The sequence below is a fragment of the Methylobacterium sp. J-076 genome (assembly GCF_022829405.1).
In the GTDB taxonomy this organism is placed as follows: Bacteria; Pseudomonadota; Alphaproteobacteria; order Rhizobiales; family Beijerinckiaceae; genus Methylobacterium.
In genome coordinates this window covers 1-17,543 of sequence record NZ_JAKSXW010000027.1, presented here as the reverse complement: position 1 = coordinate 17,543, position 17,543 = coordinate 1, and the positions used below count along the sequence as shown (strand labels likewise).

Genomic DNA, 17,543 nt, shown 5'->3' with positions numbered 1-17,543 from the left:
GGCAAGATCGGGGGCCGAACGCAGGTCACGCCGAATCACGATGCCGCCAGCCCTTGCCGCGACAGACGACGCCGCCGATGCGCGGGAGAAGAGCGCGGGCGCCTTCCGCACGATCAGCGAGGTCGCCCAGGAACTCGACGTGCCGCAGCACGTCCTGCGCTTCTGGGAGACGCGCTTCGGGCAGATCCGCCCCCTGAAGCGCGCCGGGGGCCGCCGCTACTACCGGCCGGAGGATGTCGACCTCGTGGCCGGCATCCGCCACCTGCTCCATGTCCGCCGCTACACGATCAAGGGCGCGCAGCGGATCATCAAGGAGAACGGCATCCGCTTCGTCCAGGCGGTCGGCCGGGGCGAGGCCGTCGCCGCCCCGCCGCTTCTGCAGGACCTCGAGGCCGGGCAGGATCCGGGGACGGACGGGCTCGCCCCCTTCGATCCGGCGAGCGCGGCCCTGCCCTCCATCGATCAGGCCGCGCTGGAGGACGCCCTGGGCGAGCTCCGCGCCTGCCGCGCCATCCTCGACGCCCTGCGCCAGCCGCCGGAGTGACCCTGCGGGCGGGGCGGCGCCCCGCGGCGGGGCGCTGCGAATCGGCGGCGGGTGGCCCGAACTTTGCTGCGGGATCGGCGTTGTCGCCCGCATGGCTGCCCCTCGCCCGAAACTCTCGCCCAGCCAGGAGCTGATGGCCCGCGTCCTGCGGATCGTCCGCGCCTGCCCGGATGCCGCCTCCGAGGTGCTCGAACTGATCACCCTGGTGAGTCAGGTCGAGGCCGCGACGGCGGTCGATCCCCGCTACCGGGACGCCCGCCGGGTGATCGCCCGCCTGCGCAACCCCCTCTGGGAGATGGGCCCCGCCGACCGGGACAGCCTGCTGCGGGCGGCCGAGACGATCCGCCGGGTCTGCCACCTCAAGGAGGACGACATCCCGGCCTCGCCCATCGCCGATGCCGGCGAGCGGGTGCGGGTGGAAGAGCGCCTCGCCGCCGCCCTGAGCGGCGAGTTCTCCGCGGCGCAGATCGCCCGCGTGACCGGCGTCGTCGCCGCCGCGCTTCAGGAGTAGCGCGCCCCGGAGGGTGCGCCCCTCGACGCGCGCGCCCCACGTCCCCACATGCCCCTCAAGCGGGCGGAATCCCGGTCCGCGACCCTGGAGATCTGCCGACCGTGACGACCGCCTCCGCCCTCCCCGGCCGCCGCCTCGCCGCCCTCGTCGGCGCCCTGCTCCTCGCCGCCCCGGCGGCGGCGCAGACCACGGTCACGCGCTCCAAGAGCGTCGCCCCCGGCCAGACCGTGCGGCTCGAGATCGCCCCGAACCTCAAGAAGGATTGCAGCTCCGGCCCGATGCCGGAGTTCAAGGTGTCCGGCGCCCCCAAGAACGGCTCGGTGATCACCAAGGTCGGCAAGCTGAAGACCCCGGCGAGCTACCGCTGCCCGAACAAGGAGGCGGCGGTTCAAGCCCTCTTCTACCAGGCCAACGCAGGCTACAGCGGCCAGGACGAAGTGACGTTCGAGGTCAAGTCCTCGGACGGGCAGGTCCAGACTCAGACGATCAAGATCACCGTCGGCTCCGCCAATTCCAAGCCGGCGTCCGATGCCAAGAAAGAAGGCACCGACCTCTGAGCCGGAGGCAGTCGAATTCGCTCTATGCATCGTTTTTCGGCGCCGACAGCAACACCTTTTGGAAGATTACCGCTTCGTCATCTGACGTATGTGGAATTCGAACCTGCGGGTGTTGCACGCAATCAACGTGATTGCAGCGTCTTCGCCGCGCTGCGACAAATGGCGGGCCTGTCGGTTGCATCCAAGCCGGGACAGGATGAAGCTATCCCGGTCTGAGAGGGTGACGCGAATGCCTATGCAAGCGACGAACGACCTCTTCCAGAGCTTCGCCCGCGGCTACGAAGCGCGGCGCGACACGGAGATGAGCCTCTCCGAATATCTCGAAGCCTGCCGCGACGAGCCGCTGATGTACGCCTCCGCCGCGGAGCGCATCCTGGCGGCGATCGGCGAGCCCGAATTCGTGGACACCGCCAAGGATTCGCGCCTCGGGCGCATCTTCATGAACCGGACGATCCGGACCTACCCGGCCTTCCGGGAATTCTACGGCATGGAGGAGACGATCGAGCGGATCGTCTCGTTCTTCCGCCACGCGGCTCAAGGGTTGGAGGAGCGCAAGCAGATCCTCTACCTGCTCGGCCCGGTGGGCGGCGGCAAGTCGTCCCTCGCCGAGCGGCTGAAGCTGCTCATGGAGGTCCACCCGATCTACGTGCTGAAGGCCGGCAACGAGGTCTCCCCCGTGTTCGAGAGCCCGCTGGGCCTCTTCGACCCGGAGGTGATGGGCGAGGAGATCCAGCGCCGCTACGGCGTCCCGCGCCGCCGGCTCACCGGCCTGATGAGCCCCTGGGCGCTCAAGCGCCTGGACGAGTTCGAGGGCGACATCTCCCGGTTCCGGGTCATCAAGGTGCGCCCGTCGCGCCTGCGGCAGATCGGTATCGCCAAGACCGAGCCGGGGGACGAGAACAACCAGGACATCTCCTCGCTGGTGGGCAAGGTGGACATCCGCCGCCTGGAGACCCTCTCCCAGGCGGATCCGGACGCCTACTCGTATTCCGGCGGCCTCAACCGGGCGAACCAGGGCGTCCTCGAATTCGTCGAGATGTTCAAGGCGCCGATCAAGATGCTCCACCCGCTGCTGACGGCGACGCAGGAGGGCAACTACGTCGGCACCGAGAACATCGGCGCGATTCCCTTCACCGGCGTGATCCTGGCCCACTCGAACGAGTCCGAGTGGCAGACCTTCAAGACCAACAAGAACAACGAAGCGTTCATCGACCGCATCTACGTCATCAAGGTCCCCTACTGCCTCCGGGTAACGGAGGAACAGAAGATCTACGACAAGCTGATCTCCAGCTCGGAGCTGTCGGATGCGGCCTGCGCGCCGGGGACGCTGGAGATGCTGGCGCGGTTCTCGGTGCTGTCGCGCCTGCGGGACCACGCCAACTCCAACCTGTTCTCCAAGATGCGCGTCTACGACGGCGAGAGCTTGCGCGAGGTCGATCCCCGCGCCCGCTCGATGCAGGAGTACAAGGACTCGGCCGGCGTGGACGAGGGCATGGACGGGATCTCGACCCGCTTCGCCTTCAAGGTGCTGGCCGCGACCTTCAACCACGACACGACCGAGGTGTCCGCCGACCCGGTCCACCTCATGTACGTGCTGGAACAGTCCCTCCGCCGGGAGCAGCTCCCGCCGGAGACCGAGAAGAAGTACCTGGAGTTCATCAAGACCGAACTCGCGCCCCGCTACGCCGAGTTCATCGGCCACGAGATCCAGAAGGCGTATCTCGAATCGTACCACGATTACGGCCAGAACCTGTTCGACCGCTACATCGACTACGCCGACGCGTGGATCGAGGATCAGGACTTCAAGGATTCCGAGACCGGCCAGCTGATGAACCGGGAGCTCCTGAACCAGGAGCTGACCAAGATCGAGAAGCCGGCCGGCATCGCCAACCCGAAGGACTTCCGCAACGAGGTGGTGAAGTTCGCCCTGCGCTCCCGGGCGCAGCATGGCGGGCGCAACCCGAGCTGGACCAGCTACGAGAAGCTGCGGGAAGTCATCGAGCGGCGGATGTTCTCCCAGGTGGAGGAACTGCTGCCGGTCATCTCCTTCGGCTCCAAGAAGGACGGCGACACCGAGAAGAAGCACGGCGAGTTCGTCGAGCGGATGGTGACGCGCGGCTACACAGAGCGGCAGGTCCGCCGTCTGGTGGAATGGTACATGCGGGTGAAGCAGGCCGGCTGAGGGGCGGGTTCCACGACCCTCAGCCGCCACAGTTTCGGACGAACGGCGGGCGAGACTTCGAAGCCGGCCGGACACGCGGGCGAGGGTTCGAGCACCTGATGCACATCGTCGACCGACGCCTCAATCCCGGGGGCAAGAGCCTCCCCAACCGTCAGCGCTTCCTGCGCCGCGTGAAAGACGTGGCGCAGCGGGCGGTGCGCGAGTCGGCCCGGGAGAACGACATCAAGAACCTCGGCAAGGACGGGCGCGTCACCGTGCCCGTCGACGGGGTGCGCGAGCCGCGCTTCAGCCGCCAGCCCGGCAGCGGGCGGCACGACCATATCCTGCCCGGCAACAAGACCTACGTGGAGGGCGACACGATCGACCGGCCGCCGGGGGGCGGGGGGAGCGGCGGCGGCTCCGGCGAGGGCGGCGACGGGGGGGAGAACAGCGAGGACGCGTTCCAGTTCGTCCTCACCCGGGACGAGTTCCTCGAACTCTTCCTCGAAGACCTCGAACTGCCCGACCTCGCCAAGCGGCGGCTGTCCGTGGTCGAGACCGAGGGGATGCGCCGCGCCGGCTACACCATCACCGGCTCGCCCGCCAACCTCGCCCTCACCCGGACGCTGCGCAACTCCATGTCGCGCCGCATCGCCCTCAAGCGGCCGAAGCCCGAGGAGGTCGCGGCCCTGGAGAGCCGCATCGCCACCCTGCGCGAGGGCGACCCGGCGCGGGCCGACCTGGAGGCCTCCCTGGCACTGCTGCGGGAGCGGGCGAAGCGCATTCCCTACGTCGACCCGATCGACCTGCGGTTCCGCCGGTTCGAGCCCTATCCGCGCCCCATCGCCCAGGCGGTGATGTTCTGCCTGATGGACGTGTCCGGCTCGATGACCGAGCACATGAAGGACCTCGCCAAGCGGTTCTACATCCTGCTCCATATCTTCCTCACGCGGCGCTACCGCCACGTCGAGATCGTGTTCATCCGCCACACCGACCGGGCGACGGAGGTGGACGAGGAGACCTTCTTCGGCTCCCGCGAGACCGGGGGCACGCTGGTCTCCTCGGCGCTGATCGAGATGAAGCGCGTGATCGCCGAGCGCTACGACCCGAACGACTGGAACATCTACGCGGCCCAGGCCTCCGACGGCGACAACGTGTCGAGCGACGGCCCGACCGCCACGGACCTGCTGCGGGCCGACATCCTGCCGGCCTGCCAGCACTTCGCCTACCTCGAAGTGGGCGACGAGAACGGCCCGCGGGCGGGCTTCGTGGAGCACCGCACCACCCTGTGGCGGACCTACGAGGCCATCGCCAAGGCGGGCGGCCCCATCGCCATGCGCAAGGTGAACCACCGCCGGGAGATCTACCCGGTGTTCCGCGAGCTGTTCGGCCGCAAGGACAAGGCGGAGGCGTGAGCCGATGGGCATGGCTCGTCCGTCCCGCCACGCCACACCCCCTCCCCCCTCTGCGGGGGAGGGTACCCTGCGCAGCAGGGGGGGAGAGGGGAGCGCCGGTGCCGGACGGGGCGGGCGTTTGACGACGGGCGGCGCCGCATCCTGCGCCGTCGCTCCCCTCTCCCGACCCCCTTCGGGGGCCACCCTCCCCCGCAGAGGGGGGAGGGAGATTTCCGAGACTCTTCGGGAGATGCCATGACACGCCTCGCAGCCCCGCCGATCGCCCGCGCCGACAAACCCCTGTTCACCGGCAACGATTGGGACTTCGACACCATCCGCCGCATCCACGATGCCTGCGAGGCGGAGGCGCGCAAGCTCGGGCTGTCGTGGTACCCGAACCAGATCGAGATCATCACCGCCGAGCAGATGCTCGACGCCTATGCGTCCATTGGGATGCCGCTGTTCTACAAGCACTGGTCGTTCGGCAAGCACTTCGCCCAGCACGAAGCGGGCTACCGCCGCGGCCTGATGGGGCTCGCCTACGAGATCGTCATCAACTCCGACCCGTGCATCTCCTACGTGATGGAGGAGAACACGGCGACGATGCAGACGCTCGTCATCGCGCACGCCGCCTTCGGGCATAACCACTTCTTCAAGAACAACTACCTGTTCAAGCAGTGGACCGACGCCGAGGGGATCCTCGACTATCTCGACTTCGCCAAGGGCTTCATCGCCCGCTGCGAGGAGCGCTACGGCCACCAGGCGGTGGAGCAGGTGCTGGATGCCGCCCACGCCCTGATGAGCCAGGGCGTCCACCGCTACCCGCGCAAGAAGCGCCCCGACCTCGCCTCCGAGCAGCGCCGGGAGCGGGAGCGCGTGGAGCACGGCGAGCAGATCTACAACGACCTGTGGCGCACCCTGCCGAACAAGCCCGGCGCCGCCCCCTCGGACCTCGCCGCCGAGCGCCGCCGCGCCCTGCTGGAGCTGCCGCAGGAGAACATCCTCTACTTCCTGGAGAAGGTGGCCCCGCGCCTGCGGCCGTGGCAGCGGGAGATCCTCCGGATCGTGCGCCTCGTGGCGCAGTACTTCTACCCGCAGCGCCAGACCAAGGTGATGAACGAGGGCTGCGCCACCTACGTCCACTACCGGATCATGAACGGCCTCTCCGAGAGCGGCCAGATCACCGAGGCGGCCTACCTCGAATTCCTGCAATCCCACACCAACGTCATCCGCCAGCCGACCTACGATGACCGCTCCTATGGCGGCCACAACCCCTACGCGATCGGCTTCGCGATGATGCAGGACATCGCCCGCATCACCGAGACGCCGACGGACGAGGACCGCGCGTGGTTCCCCGACATCGCCGGGCGCGGCGACGCCATGGAGGTGCTGCGCGACTGCTGGGAGAACTACCGGGACGAGAGCTTCATCGCGCAGTTCCTGTCGCCCAAGTTGATGCGCGACCTGCGCCTGTTCCACGTGGTGGATGACCCGGACGAACCGAACCTGCGCGTCGAATCGATCCACGACGAGCGCGGCTACCGCCGCCTGCGCCGCTCCTTCGCCCGGCAATACGACGTGGCGTGGCTCGACCCCGACATCGAGGTGGTGGACGTGGACCTGGAGGGCGACCGCCGCCTGATCCTGCACCACAAGGCGCTCAACAAGATCACCCTGCAGAAGGACGACGCCAAGCGGGTGCTCCAGCACCTCGCCGACCTGTGGGGCTACGACGTGGTGCTGAAGGAGGTCGAGCCCACCACCGGCACGGTGATCGGCGAGATCGGCGCCAGCGCCAGGCCGATCTTCTTCTGATTGCCCGGACGCCCGCGCCCGTGCTGCATGGGGCCATGAGCGCCACGACCATGACCCTCGCGCAGACGCGGGATTTCCTCGACCGGGAGTTCCCGCAGATGCAGGCCGGCGGGCGGGCCTACCACCTCGAGGCGGTGGGGCCGCTCTCCGCGCGGATGCGCCTCGAGGCGCATGAGCGCTTCCTGCGGCCGGGGGGCACCGTCTCCGGCCCCGCCATGATGGCGCTCGCCGACTACGCGCTCTACGCGGCGATCCTGGCCAACATCGGCCCGGTCGCCCTGGCGGTGACGACGAACCTCGCCTTCAACTTCCTGCGCAAGCCGGCCGCGGGCGATCTCATGGCGGAATGCCGCCTCTTGAAGCTCGGCCGGCGCCTCGCCGTGGGGGAGGTCCTCATCACCGCCGCCGGCCACGACGACCTCGTCTGCCACGCCACCGGCACCTACTCGATCCCCCCACGCTGACGCGCGGTGCGGGACGGCGGGGGATGCCGCCGCGCGCCCCGCCCTCCCCGTCATCGCGGGCGGGGCGAGGCGACCGAAGGAGGTACGGACGCGGCCGGCCACGGCGCGCCCCCGGTGTGCCTCGCCCCCGCGCGGGAGCGCAGGCGGGGCCCGAGATGGCCCGTCCGCCTCAGCCCCGCGCCTCGCTGAGGCGCGCCGCGTAGCGGGCGATGAGGTCGACCTCCAGGTTCACCCGGTCGCCGGCCCGGCGCTCGCCCCAGGTGGTGACCTGCAGGGTGTGGGGGATCAGCAGGACCGAGAACAGGTCGTCCTCCACCGTGTTCACCGTGAGCGACGTGCCGTCGAGGCTGACAGAGCCCTTCTCCGCGATGAACCGGGCAAGGGCGGCCGGGGCGCGCAGGGTGAAGCGCTCGCTCGGCCCCCAGGCCCCGTCCGTCACCGTGTCGCGGGCGACGATCTCGGCGAGCCCGTCCACGTGCCCGGTGACGAGGTGGCCGCCGAGTTCGTCGCCCACCTTCAGGGAGCGTTCGAGGTTGATCCGCCGCCCCGGCGCCCACTCCCCGACATTGGTGCGGGCCAGGGTCTCGGCCGCGGCATCGACGTGGAAGACGCAGGCCCCCTCCGCCGGCGCGATGGAGACCGCGGTGAGGCACGGGCCGGAACAGGCGATGGAGGCGCCGAGCGCGATGCCGGCGGGGTCGTAGGCGCAGCGGATGGCGATCCGCCGCAGGTCCCCCTCCCCCTCGACGGAGAGCACCGTGCCGACATCGCTGACGAGACCCGTGAACATGCTCAGACGCTCCGCTCGTAGGTGACGGCCCGGTCGCGGCCGAGGACGAGGTCCTCGGCGACGCCGAACCCGGCGATCCGGCGCTCCAGCACCGGGCCGAGGGCCGGGAGGCCCCCCGCCGGCCCGGCCGGGTCCGGCCCGGTCATCAGGGTGACGGCATCGATCAGATCGGCCTGCGCCAGCGCCTCCGCAAGGCACGGGCCGCCCTCGCTGCACAGGCGCGTCAACCCGCGCGCCCCGAGGGTGGCCAGGGCGGCCGGCAGGTCGATCCTCCCCTCCGCCCCGGACGCCACCGGCACGACCTCGACCCCGCAGGCTTCGAGGGCGCGGCGGGCATGGGCCGGGGCCGAGCGGGTGGTGAGCACCAGCACCGGCACGTCCCGGGCGGTGCGGGCCAGCACGCTCGCCGGGGTGAGATGCAGGGCGGAATCGAGGACGATCCGCAGGGGCGAGCGCCCGGCCAGCCCCGGCAACCGGACGGTGAGCGAGGGGTCGTCCGCCCGCGCCGTGCCGATGCCGATCAGGATCGCGTCCGCATGGGCCCGCCACAGATGGACTGCCCCGTCCGCCACGGGGCTGGTGATCCGCAGGCGCTCCGGGCCCGCCCCGGCGGCGAACCCGTCCGGGGTGCGGGCGAGCTTCAGGTGCAGCATCGGCCGCCCGAGGGTGACGCGGGTGATGTGGCCGCGATGGTCCCGGGCGGCCTCCGCCCGGCACAGGCCGGTCTCCACCGCGATGCCCGCCGCCCGCAGGAGGCCGTGGCCCCGCCCGGCGACCCGCGGGTCCGGGTCTTCGAGGGCGCTCACCACCCGGCCGATCCCGGCTTCGATGATCGCCTCCGCGCAGGGCGGCGTGCGGCCATGGTGGGAGCAGGGCTCCAGCGTGACGTAGAGGGTCGCGCCGCGGGCCGCCGCCCCCGCCTGGGCCAGGGCCAGCCGCTCGGCATGGGGCCGCCCGCCCGGCGCCGTGGCGGCGGCGGCGAGGATGGTGCCCGAGCCGGGGGCCACCACCACCGCCCCCACGGAGGGGTTCGGCCACGCCCGCCCGAGACCCCGGCGGCCGAGCGCCAGGGCGAGGCGCATGAAGTTGGCGTCGCCGCTCACGGCCGGCTCGCCCGGCGGCGGGGGGGAGGCTTCGCCTCGGGCTCGGGCTCCGGCTCGGCCGGCGCGGCGAGGGTGCCGCCCAGCGTCCCGAGCAGGTCCTCGAAATCCTTGGCCTCGCGGAAATTCTTGTAGACCGAGGCGAAGCGCACGTAGGCGACGTCGTCGAGGCCCTTGAGCCCGGCCATCACCAGTTCGCCGATCGTCTCGGAGGCGACATCGGGCTCCCCCGCGCTCTCCAGCTGGCGGGTGATGCCGCTCACCAGCCGCTCGATCCGCTCGGGCTCCACGGCGCGCTTGCGCAGGGCGACGTCGATGGAACGCTGCAGCTTGTCCCGGTCGAAGGGCACGCGCTTGCCCGAGCGCTTCACCACCGTCAGCTCGCGCAGCTGCACCCGCTCGAAGGTGGTGAAGCGCCCGCCGCAATCCGGGCAGACCCGGCGGCGGCGGATGGCGGCGTTGTCCTCGGAGGGGCGCGAATCCTTCACCTGCGTGTCGGACCCGCCGCAATAGGGGCACCGCATCGGGCGGATTCTCTCGGGCGAAACGGAAACGGCCGCGGATCGGCGTGATCCGCGGCCGTCTCGTAACAAAGGGGTTTCCAAAGGGCGAGCCCTTTGGCGGGGCGGGGCGGTGCCCCGGTCCCGCCGGGGTGCCCCGACGCCTCAGCCGTAGATCGGGAACCGGTCGGTGAGGGCGTGGACGCGGGTCTTCACGCTCTCCTCGACCTCGCTGTCGCCGGCCTCGCCCTTGGCGACGAGCCCGTCCAGCACTTCCACGATGAGGCCGCCGATCTGCTTGAACTCGGCGACGCCGAAGCCGCGCGAGGTGCCCGCCGGGGTGCCGAGGCGGATGCCCGAGGTGATGGTCGGCTTCTGCGGGTCGAACGGCACGCCGTTCTTGTTGCAGGTGATGTGCGCCCGGGAGAGCGCGGCTTCCGCCGCCTTGCCCGTGAGGCCCTTCCGCTGCAGGTCGACCAGCATCAGGTGGTTGTCGGTGCCGCCGGAGGTGATGTCGTAGCCGCCGGAGATCAGCGTGTCGGCGAGCGCCTTGGCGTTCTCCACCACCTGGCGGGCGTAGATCTTGAACTCGGGCTTCAGCGCCTCGCCGAAGGCCACCGCCTTGCCGGCGATGACGTGCATCAGCGGGCCGCCCTGCAGGCCGGGGAAGATCGCCGAGTTGAACTTCTTGGCCAGCGCCTCGTCGTTCGTCAGGATCATGCCGCCGCGGGGGCCGCGGAGCGTCTTGTGGGTGGTGGTGGTGACCACGTGGGCGTGCGGGAACGGCGAGGGATGCACGCCGGCCGCGATGAGCCCGGCGAAGTGGGCCGCATCGACCATGAAGTAGGCGCCGACCGAATCCGCGATCTCGCGGAACTTGGCGAAGTCCCAGTGGCGCGGGTAGCCCGAGCCGCCGGCGATGATCACCTTCGGCTTGTGCTCCTCAGCGAGCTGGGCGACCTGCTCCATGTCGATGCGCTGGTCGTCCCGGCGCACGGTGTAGGAGACCGGCTTGAACCACTTGCCGGAGATGTTCGGCGGGGCGCCGTGGGTGAGGTGGCCGCCGGCCGCGAGGTCGAGGCCGAGGAAGGTGTCGCCTGGCTGCATGAGCGCCAGGAACACGCCCTGGTTGGCCTGCGAGCCCGAGTTCGGCTGCACGTTGGCGAAGCCGCAATCGAACAGGCGCTTGGCGCGGTCGATCGCCAGCGTCTCGGCCACGTCCACGAACTGACAGCCGCCGTAGTAGCGCCGGCCGGGATAGCCCTCGGCGTACTTGTTGGTGAGCACCGAGCCCTGAGCCTCCAGCACCGCGCGGGAGACGATGTTCTCCGAGGCGATCAGCTCGATCTCGTGCTGCTGCCGGCCGAGCTCCTGCTCCACGGCGCGGGCGAGCTCGGGATCGGCCTCCGTCAGCGGGGCGGCGAAGAAGCTGTTCGAGAAGTGCTTGTCGGCGGCGGTCCCGGCGCTCATGGCGTGCCTCTTTTCTGATTGGGGGCAGCCCGGCCTTCGTCGCAAAGCACGGGCGGGCGTTCTAGGGCCGATACCTACACGCCGGGCCGGGCAAGGCCAAGCGCAGGCATTTTGTGCGGTGGGTGAGAAAAATTGAAAGAACGCGGGCCAGACGGCATCACCCCGGCCGTCGCGCGCCACACTGTAGGACTTATTTGCTGTCGCGGGATGCGGTTTGTTAGGATGAGCCCCGAATCGGAAGGGGGCGCCGATGCAAGGACGATGAGACTCGCTAAGAGTTGCTCACGATGTTTCAGCGCAACTCATAGATTTATCTCCCCTGAGGCTGAGACGTCTCGATATCAAAGCGGGCTTTTGCGCAGACCAGCCCCGGGGGGATGACGAGAGGTGCTGCGGCGGCCGTGGTACACTGACCGTGACGAGAAGGGTCGAGACCGGAAACAGAAGAATCGACTCGACGACGAATAGTATCATCGACGTCATCGATGATGTTGTCTCCGCGTCACCCCCCGGCCGTGGGCCCGCATAAGAAGTGCAGATCCACACCGCATCGGCGGCGATGCTTCGGAGCCTCAATCTGCCCGGGATAGGCGCGTACGGCATCGAGCACAGTTTCAGCTTGGGTGACACCGCCCGCTACGGCCTCAACGGCAGTATTCGCACAGACGTCGTGATGCGGGATGGCCGAAAACCCGACGCGCCAATCCTCTCGGTGTGGGATATCAAGACCGGAGAAGCGCGCCTGAGCGCCAAGCGCGCGGCAGAGATCCGAAAAAACCTGAACATCGACAGTGAAGTGCCGGTGATCGAGCTTCATATCAAACGCGGCGTGAGCGTCAAATCTTATATCTGCAGGTACTGACATCCGATTGGCTGGGACGCGGAGACAACGATCATGTCCATGGATTTCTACGTGATGTGTGACCGTCCACTGGCGTCGAGCCAGGAATGGCAACAGGCCATCCACGAGATCGGCTTCGATCTGCAGATCCCTTCGGGCTGCGATGTCGCGACGATGGAGGGATTTATTCCCGTCACGTGGCGGGGCCGTGGGACGGGGTTCGAGTGCTCCCCGTTCCCGTTCGCGGAACTGCTGGAGACCTACGATGAAAAAGATTTCGGCGGTTCGTGGCCGTTCGCGTACGCGATGTATGCCGGATCGCTCGGCGGATGTGCCGGCGCGTTGATCGCCGCCGCGGCCATCGTCGCGGTGGCGGGGGGCCGGGTCTACGATCCTCAGGAAGGCCTCGTGATGACGCGGGACGAGGCGGTGCGTCATGCCGCCACGACCGAGGCCGAAATCCTCAAGCTCGAGACCGGCACCGCGCACTGACCGCGAGCGACACCCGATCGCGCTGCGGTGGGGGTGTCGACAAACCCTTGTTCAGGTTGGCTTTTTGCCAACCTCCTCCCCCGGCCGGACCCGGGGCCGCGGGGCCGGCCGCTCCCGGGGCGGCGTGCCCGCCTGGGCGGCGTCCTGCGGGGCCGGGGCGGGCCAGAAGACCTCGAACAGCTCCCGCATCGCCGTCAGGTTCTGCTCCTGCACCTCCGCGCCGGTGCGGATCATCTGGCGGATGACGTCGGAGCCCGGACCGGCGGCGGCCTCGTCCCGCGGCGGGCGGGGGGCTTCCACGCGGGAGCGGTCCGGCGGCGGAGCGGTGGGCCGCGCGGCCGTGGCGGGCGCGGCCGGCTGCGGCGGCGTCATGAAGGCGCGGGCCATGTCCGTCCACAGGGCGACGAAGGGCAGGGGTGAGGCCGGCGGGGCGGCGGGCGCCGCCGGGCGGGAGGCTTCGGCCGAGGGCTGGTTGAGCATGACGTGGACGATGCTCGCCACCACGGCCCCGGCCATCATCGGGAGCATCTGCCGCAGCACCTGTGACCCCACGCCGCTCGCCGTCGAGGCCTGCTGCAGCACCGCCTGCATCAATTGGGCGCTGCCGAACATCTGGCCCAGCGCGTCGAGGCCGAGGGGTGCGGCGGTGCGGGCGGCCTCGGGGGCCGAGAACATCCGCGCGAAACCGGTCGGGTCCAGGCCCGCCCCCCGCTGGAGGCCGAGGGTCAGGGCCGGCATCAGCGCCTCGAAGGCGCGCTGGGTCTGCTCGACCGTCAGGCCGAACTGCCGGGCCATGGCCTGCATTTCGGGCCCGCCCGCCGCCTGGACCATGTCGAGGGAATTGAACATGACGCCTCGATCCTGCCCCGGACCGGCTGGCCGGCGGGGCGCAACGTTCCCCGCCGGCGGGTGTCGCTGAGGCGGCAAAGCTCGACGGCGACGGGCGGCCAGGGCCTGCGCCCGGCACGACCGCTCATCCCGTCCCGCCATCGTGGCCCGCCCCGTGCAGAAACGCCAGTTCTCCGGTGACAATCCCTGTCGATCCCTCGCCCGGCCCCCCGGGACGGGGCGGCGGGCCGGCGGGGGGCGCGGCGAGGCGGGCGACGGTGCGGCGGGCGAGCAGCATCCCGGCCAGGCCGAAGGCGAGGGAGCCGATGCCCATCCCCGCCACCACGCCCTTGGGGCCGTAGAGGGCGCTGCCGAGATAGGCCGGCGGCACCGTGCCCAGCGTCGCCCGGCCCCAGTTCAGCAGGGTGGAGCGCAGGGGAAAGCCGAGGTTGTTGAAGGCGGCGTTGCCCACGAACAGCAGGCCGTTGAAGAACCAGATCGCCCCGCCGACGAGGCAGAAGAACGAGAACAGGTCCGCCGCCTCGCCCGTCAGGGCGAACAGGGTGGCCAGGGGCCCCCGCAGGAGCACCAGCAGCAGCCAGACGACGGCCGCGTAGACCAGGGTCGCCCGCACGCAGGAGCGCAGGGTCTCCTCCATCCGGTCGAACCGGGACGCCCCCCAGTTCTGCGCCAGGATCGGCCCCACCGCCCCCGAGAGGGCGAACAGCCCGCCGAAGGCCACGGGCGTCAGCCGGTCCACCACCGCCGCGGCGGCGATGGCATGGGGGCCGTAGCCGGCGAAGAGATGGGTCAGGAAGGCGCTCGCCACCGAGGGGGCGAGGTTGGTGAGCACCGCCGGCCCGGCGATGGCGGCCATGGCCGGGGCGTCGGCGACGATGTCGGCCGGGCGGGGCCGGCGGAGCATCCCCTGCCGGGCGAGGCCGTGCCAGCCGATGGCCACGAAGGTGGCCCGGGCGACGCAGACGGTGATCGCCGCCCCCTCGACGCCGAGGCCGGCCCCGAAGATCAGCAGCGGATCGAGGAAGGCGGTGACGAGGGCGCCGCCCAGGGTCACCCACATGGCCCGGCCCGCCTCGCCCACCGCCCGCAGCAGGCCGGTGAACAGCATCCCGAGGGCGAGAAGGGCGTTCGAGGGCAGGGTGATCCGCAGGAACATGTCCGCCACCCGCAGGGCCTCGCCCTGTGCGCCGATCAGGCGCAGCAGGTCGTGGGCGAAGGGCAGCATCGCGGCGCTGAGGAGGCCGGCGACGAGGACGCCGAGCGCCATCGCGGAGGCGGACAGGCGCCGGGCGAGGTCCCGGTCCCCGGCCCCGACCGCCCGGGCGACGAGGGCCCCGGCCGCGATCATCAGGCCGATATTCACGGCGGTGGCGAAGAACTGCACCACGGAGGCGAGGCCCACCGCCGCCGTCAGGGCCGGGTCCCCCAGGCGCGACACGTAGAGGAGCGACATCAGGTCCACGACGAAGATCGCCATCAGCCCCACGGAGCCGGTGGCGCTCATCACCAGGACGTGGCGCAGGACCGAGCCGGAGACGAAGCGCCCCCCGCCGGTGAACGCCGTCCCGGCCGGGGCGGGGGGGCCGTCAGTCATCGCGTCCGGCGCCCTGGGCTTCCAGCTCGGCCTCGGCCTCGGCGGGGGAATCCTCGTCGGCCGCCCGGGCCGCCGGCTTGGCCAGGACCCGCTCGGCCGCCTCCTTCCGGTCCTGGCCGAGGAGGTCGCGGGTCTCGGTGTTCAGGGCGCGGGCGGGGCGCACCGGCTCGGTGAGGGGTTCGGGGCGCAGCTCCGCCGAATCCGTGCCGCCGAGCCATGCCGCCCCGTCCGGAAGGGCGCCGGCCTGCTGGAGCACGAGGCGGGCGATGTCGCGCTTGCGCACGTCCTCCGCCCGGGCGGCGGCGGCCTCCGCGGAGAGGCCGAGCCCTTCGAGCGCCGCCCGGCCGAAGGCCAGGGCCGATTCCGCGGTCTCGCGGATCTGGAAGTCGACGTCGCGGTTCATCAGCTCGACGGCGTGGAGACGGTCGTAGGCGCGCACGAAGGTCCGCACCTCCCGGAACTCCTCGTGGACGATGTCCACGATCTTGAGGGCCGCGTCCCGGTCGTCCACGCAGATGCAGACCAGCTCCGCCTTGCCGATCCCGGCGGCGCGCAGCACGTCGAGCCGGGTGCCGTCTCCGTAATAGATGCGGAAGCCGAAGCGGGTCGCCGCCCGCAGCTGCGCCACGTCCTTGTCGATGACGGTGACGGGCACGCCCTCGGCGAGGAGCACCTGCGTCAGGATCTGCCCGAACCGGCCGAAGCCGATCACCAGCACGCGGGCGTCGGCGGCGCCCTCGGCCAGCTCGGCGGGGGAATCGGCGGCGGCGGCGTTGGCCTCCTTCGAGAGGCGGGCGTCGATCAGCCGGTCGAGGCCCTTGGCCATGACCGGGCCGATCAGCATGGTCAGGGCCGCCAGCGCCACGGCGAAGCGGGTGGCGGTCGGCCCGGTGAGGCCGAGGTCGGCCGCCTGGGGCAGGAGCACGAAGGCGAACTCGCCGGCCGGCGCCAGCACCGCCGCGCCGCGCAGGGCGCTGAGGGTGTCCGAGCCGAACAGGCGGAACAGGCCCGCCACCAGGGCCACCTTCACGAGGATCGCCGCGAAGGTCGCCCCGAACAGCGCCGGCCAGACCGCCTTCACCAGGCTGCCGTCGATGGACATGCCCACGCTCATGAAGAACAGGCCGAGGAGCATGCCGCGGAACGGCTCGATATCGGCCTCCAGCTGGTGGCGGAAGTTCGATTCCGCGAGGAGGATGCCGGCGAGGAAGGCGCCCATGGCCATCGACAGGCCGACCCGCTCCATCAGCATCGCCGTGCCGAGCACCACGAGGAGGGCGGCCGCCGTCATCACCTCGCGGGCGCCGCTGGCGGCGAGCAGGCGGAAGAACGGGTTCAGGCCGTAGCGCCCCACCAGCACCACGGCGAGGATCGCCGCGAGCACCTTGCCCGTGGAGATCGCCGCCTCCCCGAACCAGGGGCCGCCGGTCCCGTGCCCGGCCGAGGCGGCGAGCGGCATCAGGGCGAGGATGCCGACGACGCTGAGGTCCTGGAACAGCAGCACCGCGAAGGCCCGCGAGCCGTAGGCGCTGCCGAGGTCGCCACGCTCCTCCAGGAGTTGCAGCGCCACGGCGGTGGCCGAGAGGGCGAGCGCGATGCCCACCACCGCCGCCGCCCCGGGGGGCTGGCCGGCGAGCACGCCCGCCCCCCCGAGGACGAGGGCACAGAGGACGAGCTGCGCCGCCCCGAGGCCGAAGATGTCCCGCCGCATGGAGACGAGCTGCGACAGGTGCAGTTCGAGGCCGACGATGAACAGCAGCAGCACCACGCCGATCTCGGCGACGCTGGCCGCGGTCTCCGGTTCGGCGATCAGCGACAGGCCGGAGGGGCCGATCAGCACCCCGGCCACGAGATAGCCGAGCACGGCGCTCTGCCCGAGCCAGCGGAACACGGGCACGCCCACCACGGCCGCGGCCAGGAAGGTCAGGACCGGAGGCAGAAAGCTCGCGTGTTCGCCGGGGCTCGCCATGCGGTTCCGATCGAGGGCTTTGCGCGATGGGCACCCCGCTTACCCCGTGGGCGCCGCCGATGCGAGCGGGGCCGCGTGCCGTTCGACACGCCGACGTCGCCGGGCGGGCGCGGCCCCGGGCGCGGGTCCCTCCCCCCTCCACGGGGGAGGGTGGCCCCCGAAGGGGGTCGGGAGAGGGGCGGCGCGACGGGACCGGATGGGACGCCCGGCGCGACCTTTCCGGATGCGTCGCTCCCCTCTCCCCCCCCCCTGCTGCGCGGGGTGTCCTCCCCCGCAGAGGGGGGCGGGGGGGCGCGGGGGATGGCCCGCAACGAATAACCTTGCCGATCCTGCGCCGGCCGCTTACGCGCGGGTCCCTCCCCCCTCCGCGGGGGAGGGGGGCCCCCGAAGGGGGTCGGGAGGGGGGGGGCCGGGCGGGCCCGGGTGGCGCCGGCGGCGCGGCCTTTCCGGTCGCCGCCACCCCCTCCCCCCGTCGCAAGCAGCGCGTGGGGG

Annotated in this window: 16 protein-coding genes; 9 read left to right on the top strand and 7 right to left on the bottom strand. The window is 71.1% G+C overall.

Annotation, left to right across the window (positions count from 1 at the left end; translation table 11 throughout):
* Positions 1-40 precede the first annotated feature (40 nt).
* The 7 genes from MKK53_RS01810 (at position 41) to MKK53_RS01780 (ending at position 7,446) form a co-directional block, all read left to right on the top strand.
* Complete coding sequence (locus tag MKK53_RS01810; RefSeq protein WP_243926310.1) at positions 41-544, top strand: MerR family transcriptional regulator; 504 nt, start codon at positions 41-43, stop codon at positions 542-544.
* Between the two features lie 91 nt (positions 545-635).
* A complete protein-coding gene (locus MKK53_RS01805; RefSeq protein WP_243926308.1) occupies positions 636-1,055 on the top strand; it encodes a hypothetical protein in 420 nt (139 codons plus the stop codon).
* A 101-nt stretch (positions 1,056-1,156) separates the two neighbouring features.
* Complete coding sequence (locus MKK53_RS01800; RefSeq protein ID WP_243926306.1) at positions 1,157-1,612, top strand: Ig-like domain-containing protein; 456 nt, start codon at positions 1,157-1,159, stop codon at positions 1,610-1,612.
* A gap of 229 nt (positions 1,613-1,841) precedes the next feature.
* On the top strand, positions 1,842-3,794 hold the full coding sequence (locus MKK53_RS01795) for a PrkA family serine protein kinase (RefSeq protein WP_243926304.1): 1,953 nt from the start codon (positions 1,842-1,844) through the stop codon (positions 3,792-3,794).
* Between the two features lie 98 nt (positions 3,795-3,892).
* Complete coding sequence (locus MKK53_RS01790; protein WP_243926302.1) at positions 3,893-5,188, top strand: YeaH/YhbH family protein; 1,296 nt, start codon at positions 3,893-3,895, stop codon at positions 5,186-5,188.
* Between the two features lie 234 nt (positions 5,189-5,422).
* Complete coding sequence (locus tag MKK53_RS01785; RefSeq protein ID WP_243926299.1) at positions 5,423-6,982, top strand: SpoVR family protein; 1,560 nt, start codon at positions 5,423-5,425, stop codon at positions 6,980-6,982.
* Between the two features lie 35 nt (positions 6,983-7,017).
* Entirely contained in the window at positions 7,018-7,446 is a 429-nt protein-coding gene (locus tag MKK53_RS01780) for a PaaI family thioesterase (protein ID WP_243926297.1), read from the top strand.
* A gap of 169 nt (positions 7,447-7,615) precedes the next feature.
* On the opposite strand, the gene MKK53_RS01775 is transcribed toward MKK53_RS01780, so the two are convergent.
* From MKK53_RS01775 to glyA, 4 genes are all read right to left on the bottom strand, one after another.
* A complete protein-coding gene (locus MKK53_RS01775; protein ID WP_243926294.1) occupies positions 7,616-8,236 on the bottom strand; it encodes a riboflavin synthase in 621 nt (206 codons plus the stop codon).
* A gap of 2 nt (positions 8,237-8,238) precedes the next feature.
* Positions 8,239-9,318: a bifunctional diaminohydroxyphosphoribosylaminopyrimidine deaminase/5-amino-6-(5-phosphoribosylamino)uracil reductase RibD gene (gene ribD, locus MKK53_RS01770; protein ID WP_243926334.1), complete on the bottom strand. Its 1,080-nt coding sequence runs from the start codon at positions 9,316-9,318 to the stop codon at positions 8,239-8,241.
* Positions 9,319-9,335: 17 nt separating this feature from the next.
* A complete protein-coding gene (gene nrdR / locus MKK53_RS01765; RefSeq protein WP_243926292.1) occupies positions 9,336-9,860 on the bottom strand; it encodes a transcriptional regulator NrdR in 525 nt (174 codons plus the stop codon).
* Between the two features lie 141 nt (positions 9,861-10,001).
* Positions 10,002-11,306: a serine hydroxymethyltransferase gene (glyA, locus tag MKK53_RS01760; RefSeq protein ID WP_243926290.1), complete on the bottom strand. Its 1,305-nt coding sequence runs from the start codon at positions 11,304-11,306 to the stop codon at positions 10,002-10,004.
* A 532-nt stretch (positions 11,307-11,838) separates the two neighbouring features.
* Here glyA and MKK53_RS01755 point away from each other — a divergent pair.
* Both MKK53_RS01755 and MKK53_RS01750 read left to right on the top strand, forming a co-directional pair.
* On the top strand, positions 11,839-12,168 hold the full coding sequence (locus MKK53_RS01755) for a hypothetical protein (RefSeq protein ID WP_243926288.1): 330 nt from the start codon (positions 11,839-11,841) through the stop codon (positions 12,166-12,168).
* A 33-nt stretch (positions 12,169-12,201) separates the two neighbouring features.
* Positions 12,202-12,639, top strand: a complete 438-nt coding sequence (locus tag MKK53_RS01750; protein WP_243926285.1) for a hypothetical protein — start codon at positions 12,202-12,204, stop codon at positions 12,637-12,639.
* 51 nt (positions 12,640-12,690) lie between these two features.
* Here the strand turns inward: MKK53_RS01750 and MKK53_RS01745 are convergent, their stop codons facing one another.
* From MKK53_RS01745 to MKK53_RS01735, 3 genes are all read right to left on the bottom strand, one after another.
* A complete protein-coding gene (locus tag MKK53_RS01745; RefSeq protein ID WP_243926283.1) occupies positions 12,691-13,488 on the bottom strand; it encodes a DUF937 domain-containing protein in 798 nt (265 codons plus the stop codon).
* A gap of 124 nt (positions 13,489-13,612) precedes the next feature.
* A complete protein-coding gene (locus tag MKK53_RS01740) occupies positions 13,613-15,082 on the bottom strand; it encodes an MATE family efflux transporter (RefSeq protein WP_243926281.1) in 1,470 nt (489 codons plus the stop codon).
* Positions 15,075-17,051 (bottom strand): monovalent cation:proton antiporter-2 (CPA2) family protein, encoded by a 1,977-nt coding sequence (locus MKK53_RS01735; RefSeq protein ID WP_243926279.1) that lies wholly within the window; start codon positions 17,049-17,051, stop codon positions 15,075-15,077. The genes MKK53_RS01740 and MKK53_RS01735 overlap by 8 nt, the downstream gene beginning before the upstream one ends.
* Between the last annotated feature and the right edge of the window lie 492 nt (positions 17,052-17,543).

Excerpts from the sequence above, each read along its gene's own strand:
- MKK53_RS01810 (WP_243926310.1), top strand. The coding sequence starts at position 41 with ATGCCGCCAGCCCTTGCCGCGACAGACGACGCCGCCGATGCGCGGGAG.
- MKK53_RS01805 (WP_243926308.1), top strand. The coding sequence starts at position 636 with ATGGCTGCCCCTCGCCCGAAACTCTCGCCCAGCCAGGAGCTGATGGCC.
- MKK53_RS01795 (WP_243926304.1), top strand. The coding sequence starts at position 1,842 with ATGCCTATGCAAGCGACGAACGACCTCTTCCAGAGCTTCGCCCGCGGC.
- MKK53_RS01790 (WP_243926302.1), top strand. The coding sequence starts at position 3,893 with ATGCACATCGTCGACCGACGCCTCAATCCCGGGGGCAAGAGCCTCCCC.
- MKK53_RS01785 (WP_243926299.1), top strand. The coding sequence starts at position 5,423 with ATGACACGCCTCGCAGCCCCGCCGATCGCCCGCGCCGACAAACCCCTG.
- MKK53_RS01780 (WP_243926297.1), top strand. The coding sequence starts at position 7,018 with ATGAGCGCCACGACCATGACCCTCGCGCAGACGCGGGATTTCCTCGAC.
- MKK53_RS01775 (WP_243926294.1), bottom strand. The coding sequence starts at position 8,236 with ATGTTCACGGGTCTCGTCAGCGATGTCGGCACGGTGCTCTCCGTCGAG.
- ribD (WP_243926334.1), bottom strand. The coding sequence starts at position 9,318 with ATGCGCCTCGCCCTGGCGCTCGGCCGCCGGGGTCTCGGGCGGGCGTGG.
- nrdR (WP_243926292.1), bottom strand. The coding sequence starts at position 9,860 with ATGCGGTGCCCCTATTGCGGCGGGTCCGACACGCAGGTGAAGGATTCG.
- glyA (WP_243926290.1), bottom strand. The coding sequence starts at position 11,306 with ATGAGCGCCGGGACCGCCGCCGACAAGCACTTCTCGAACAGCTTCTTC.
- MKK53_RS01750 (WP_243926285.1), top strand. The coding sequence starts at position 12,202 with ATGTCCATGGATTTCTACGTGATGTGTGACCGTCCACTGGCGTCGAGC.
- MKK53_RS01745 (WP_243926283.1), bottom strand. The coding sequence starts at position 13,488 with ATGTTCAATTCCCTCGACATGGTCCAGGCGGCGGGCGGGCCCGAAATG.
- MKK53_RS01740 (WP_243926281.1), bottom strand. The coding sequence starts at position 15,082 with ATGACTGACGGCCCCCCCGCCCCGGCCGGGACGGCGTTCACCGGCGGG.
- MKK53_RS01735 (WP_243926279.1), bottom strand. The coding sequence starts at position 17,051 with ATGGCGAGCCCCGGCGAACACGCGAGCTTTCTGCCTCCGGTCCTGACC.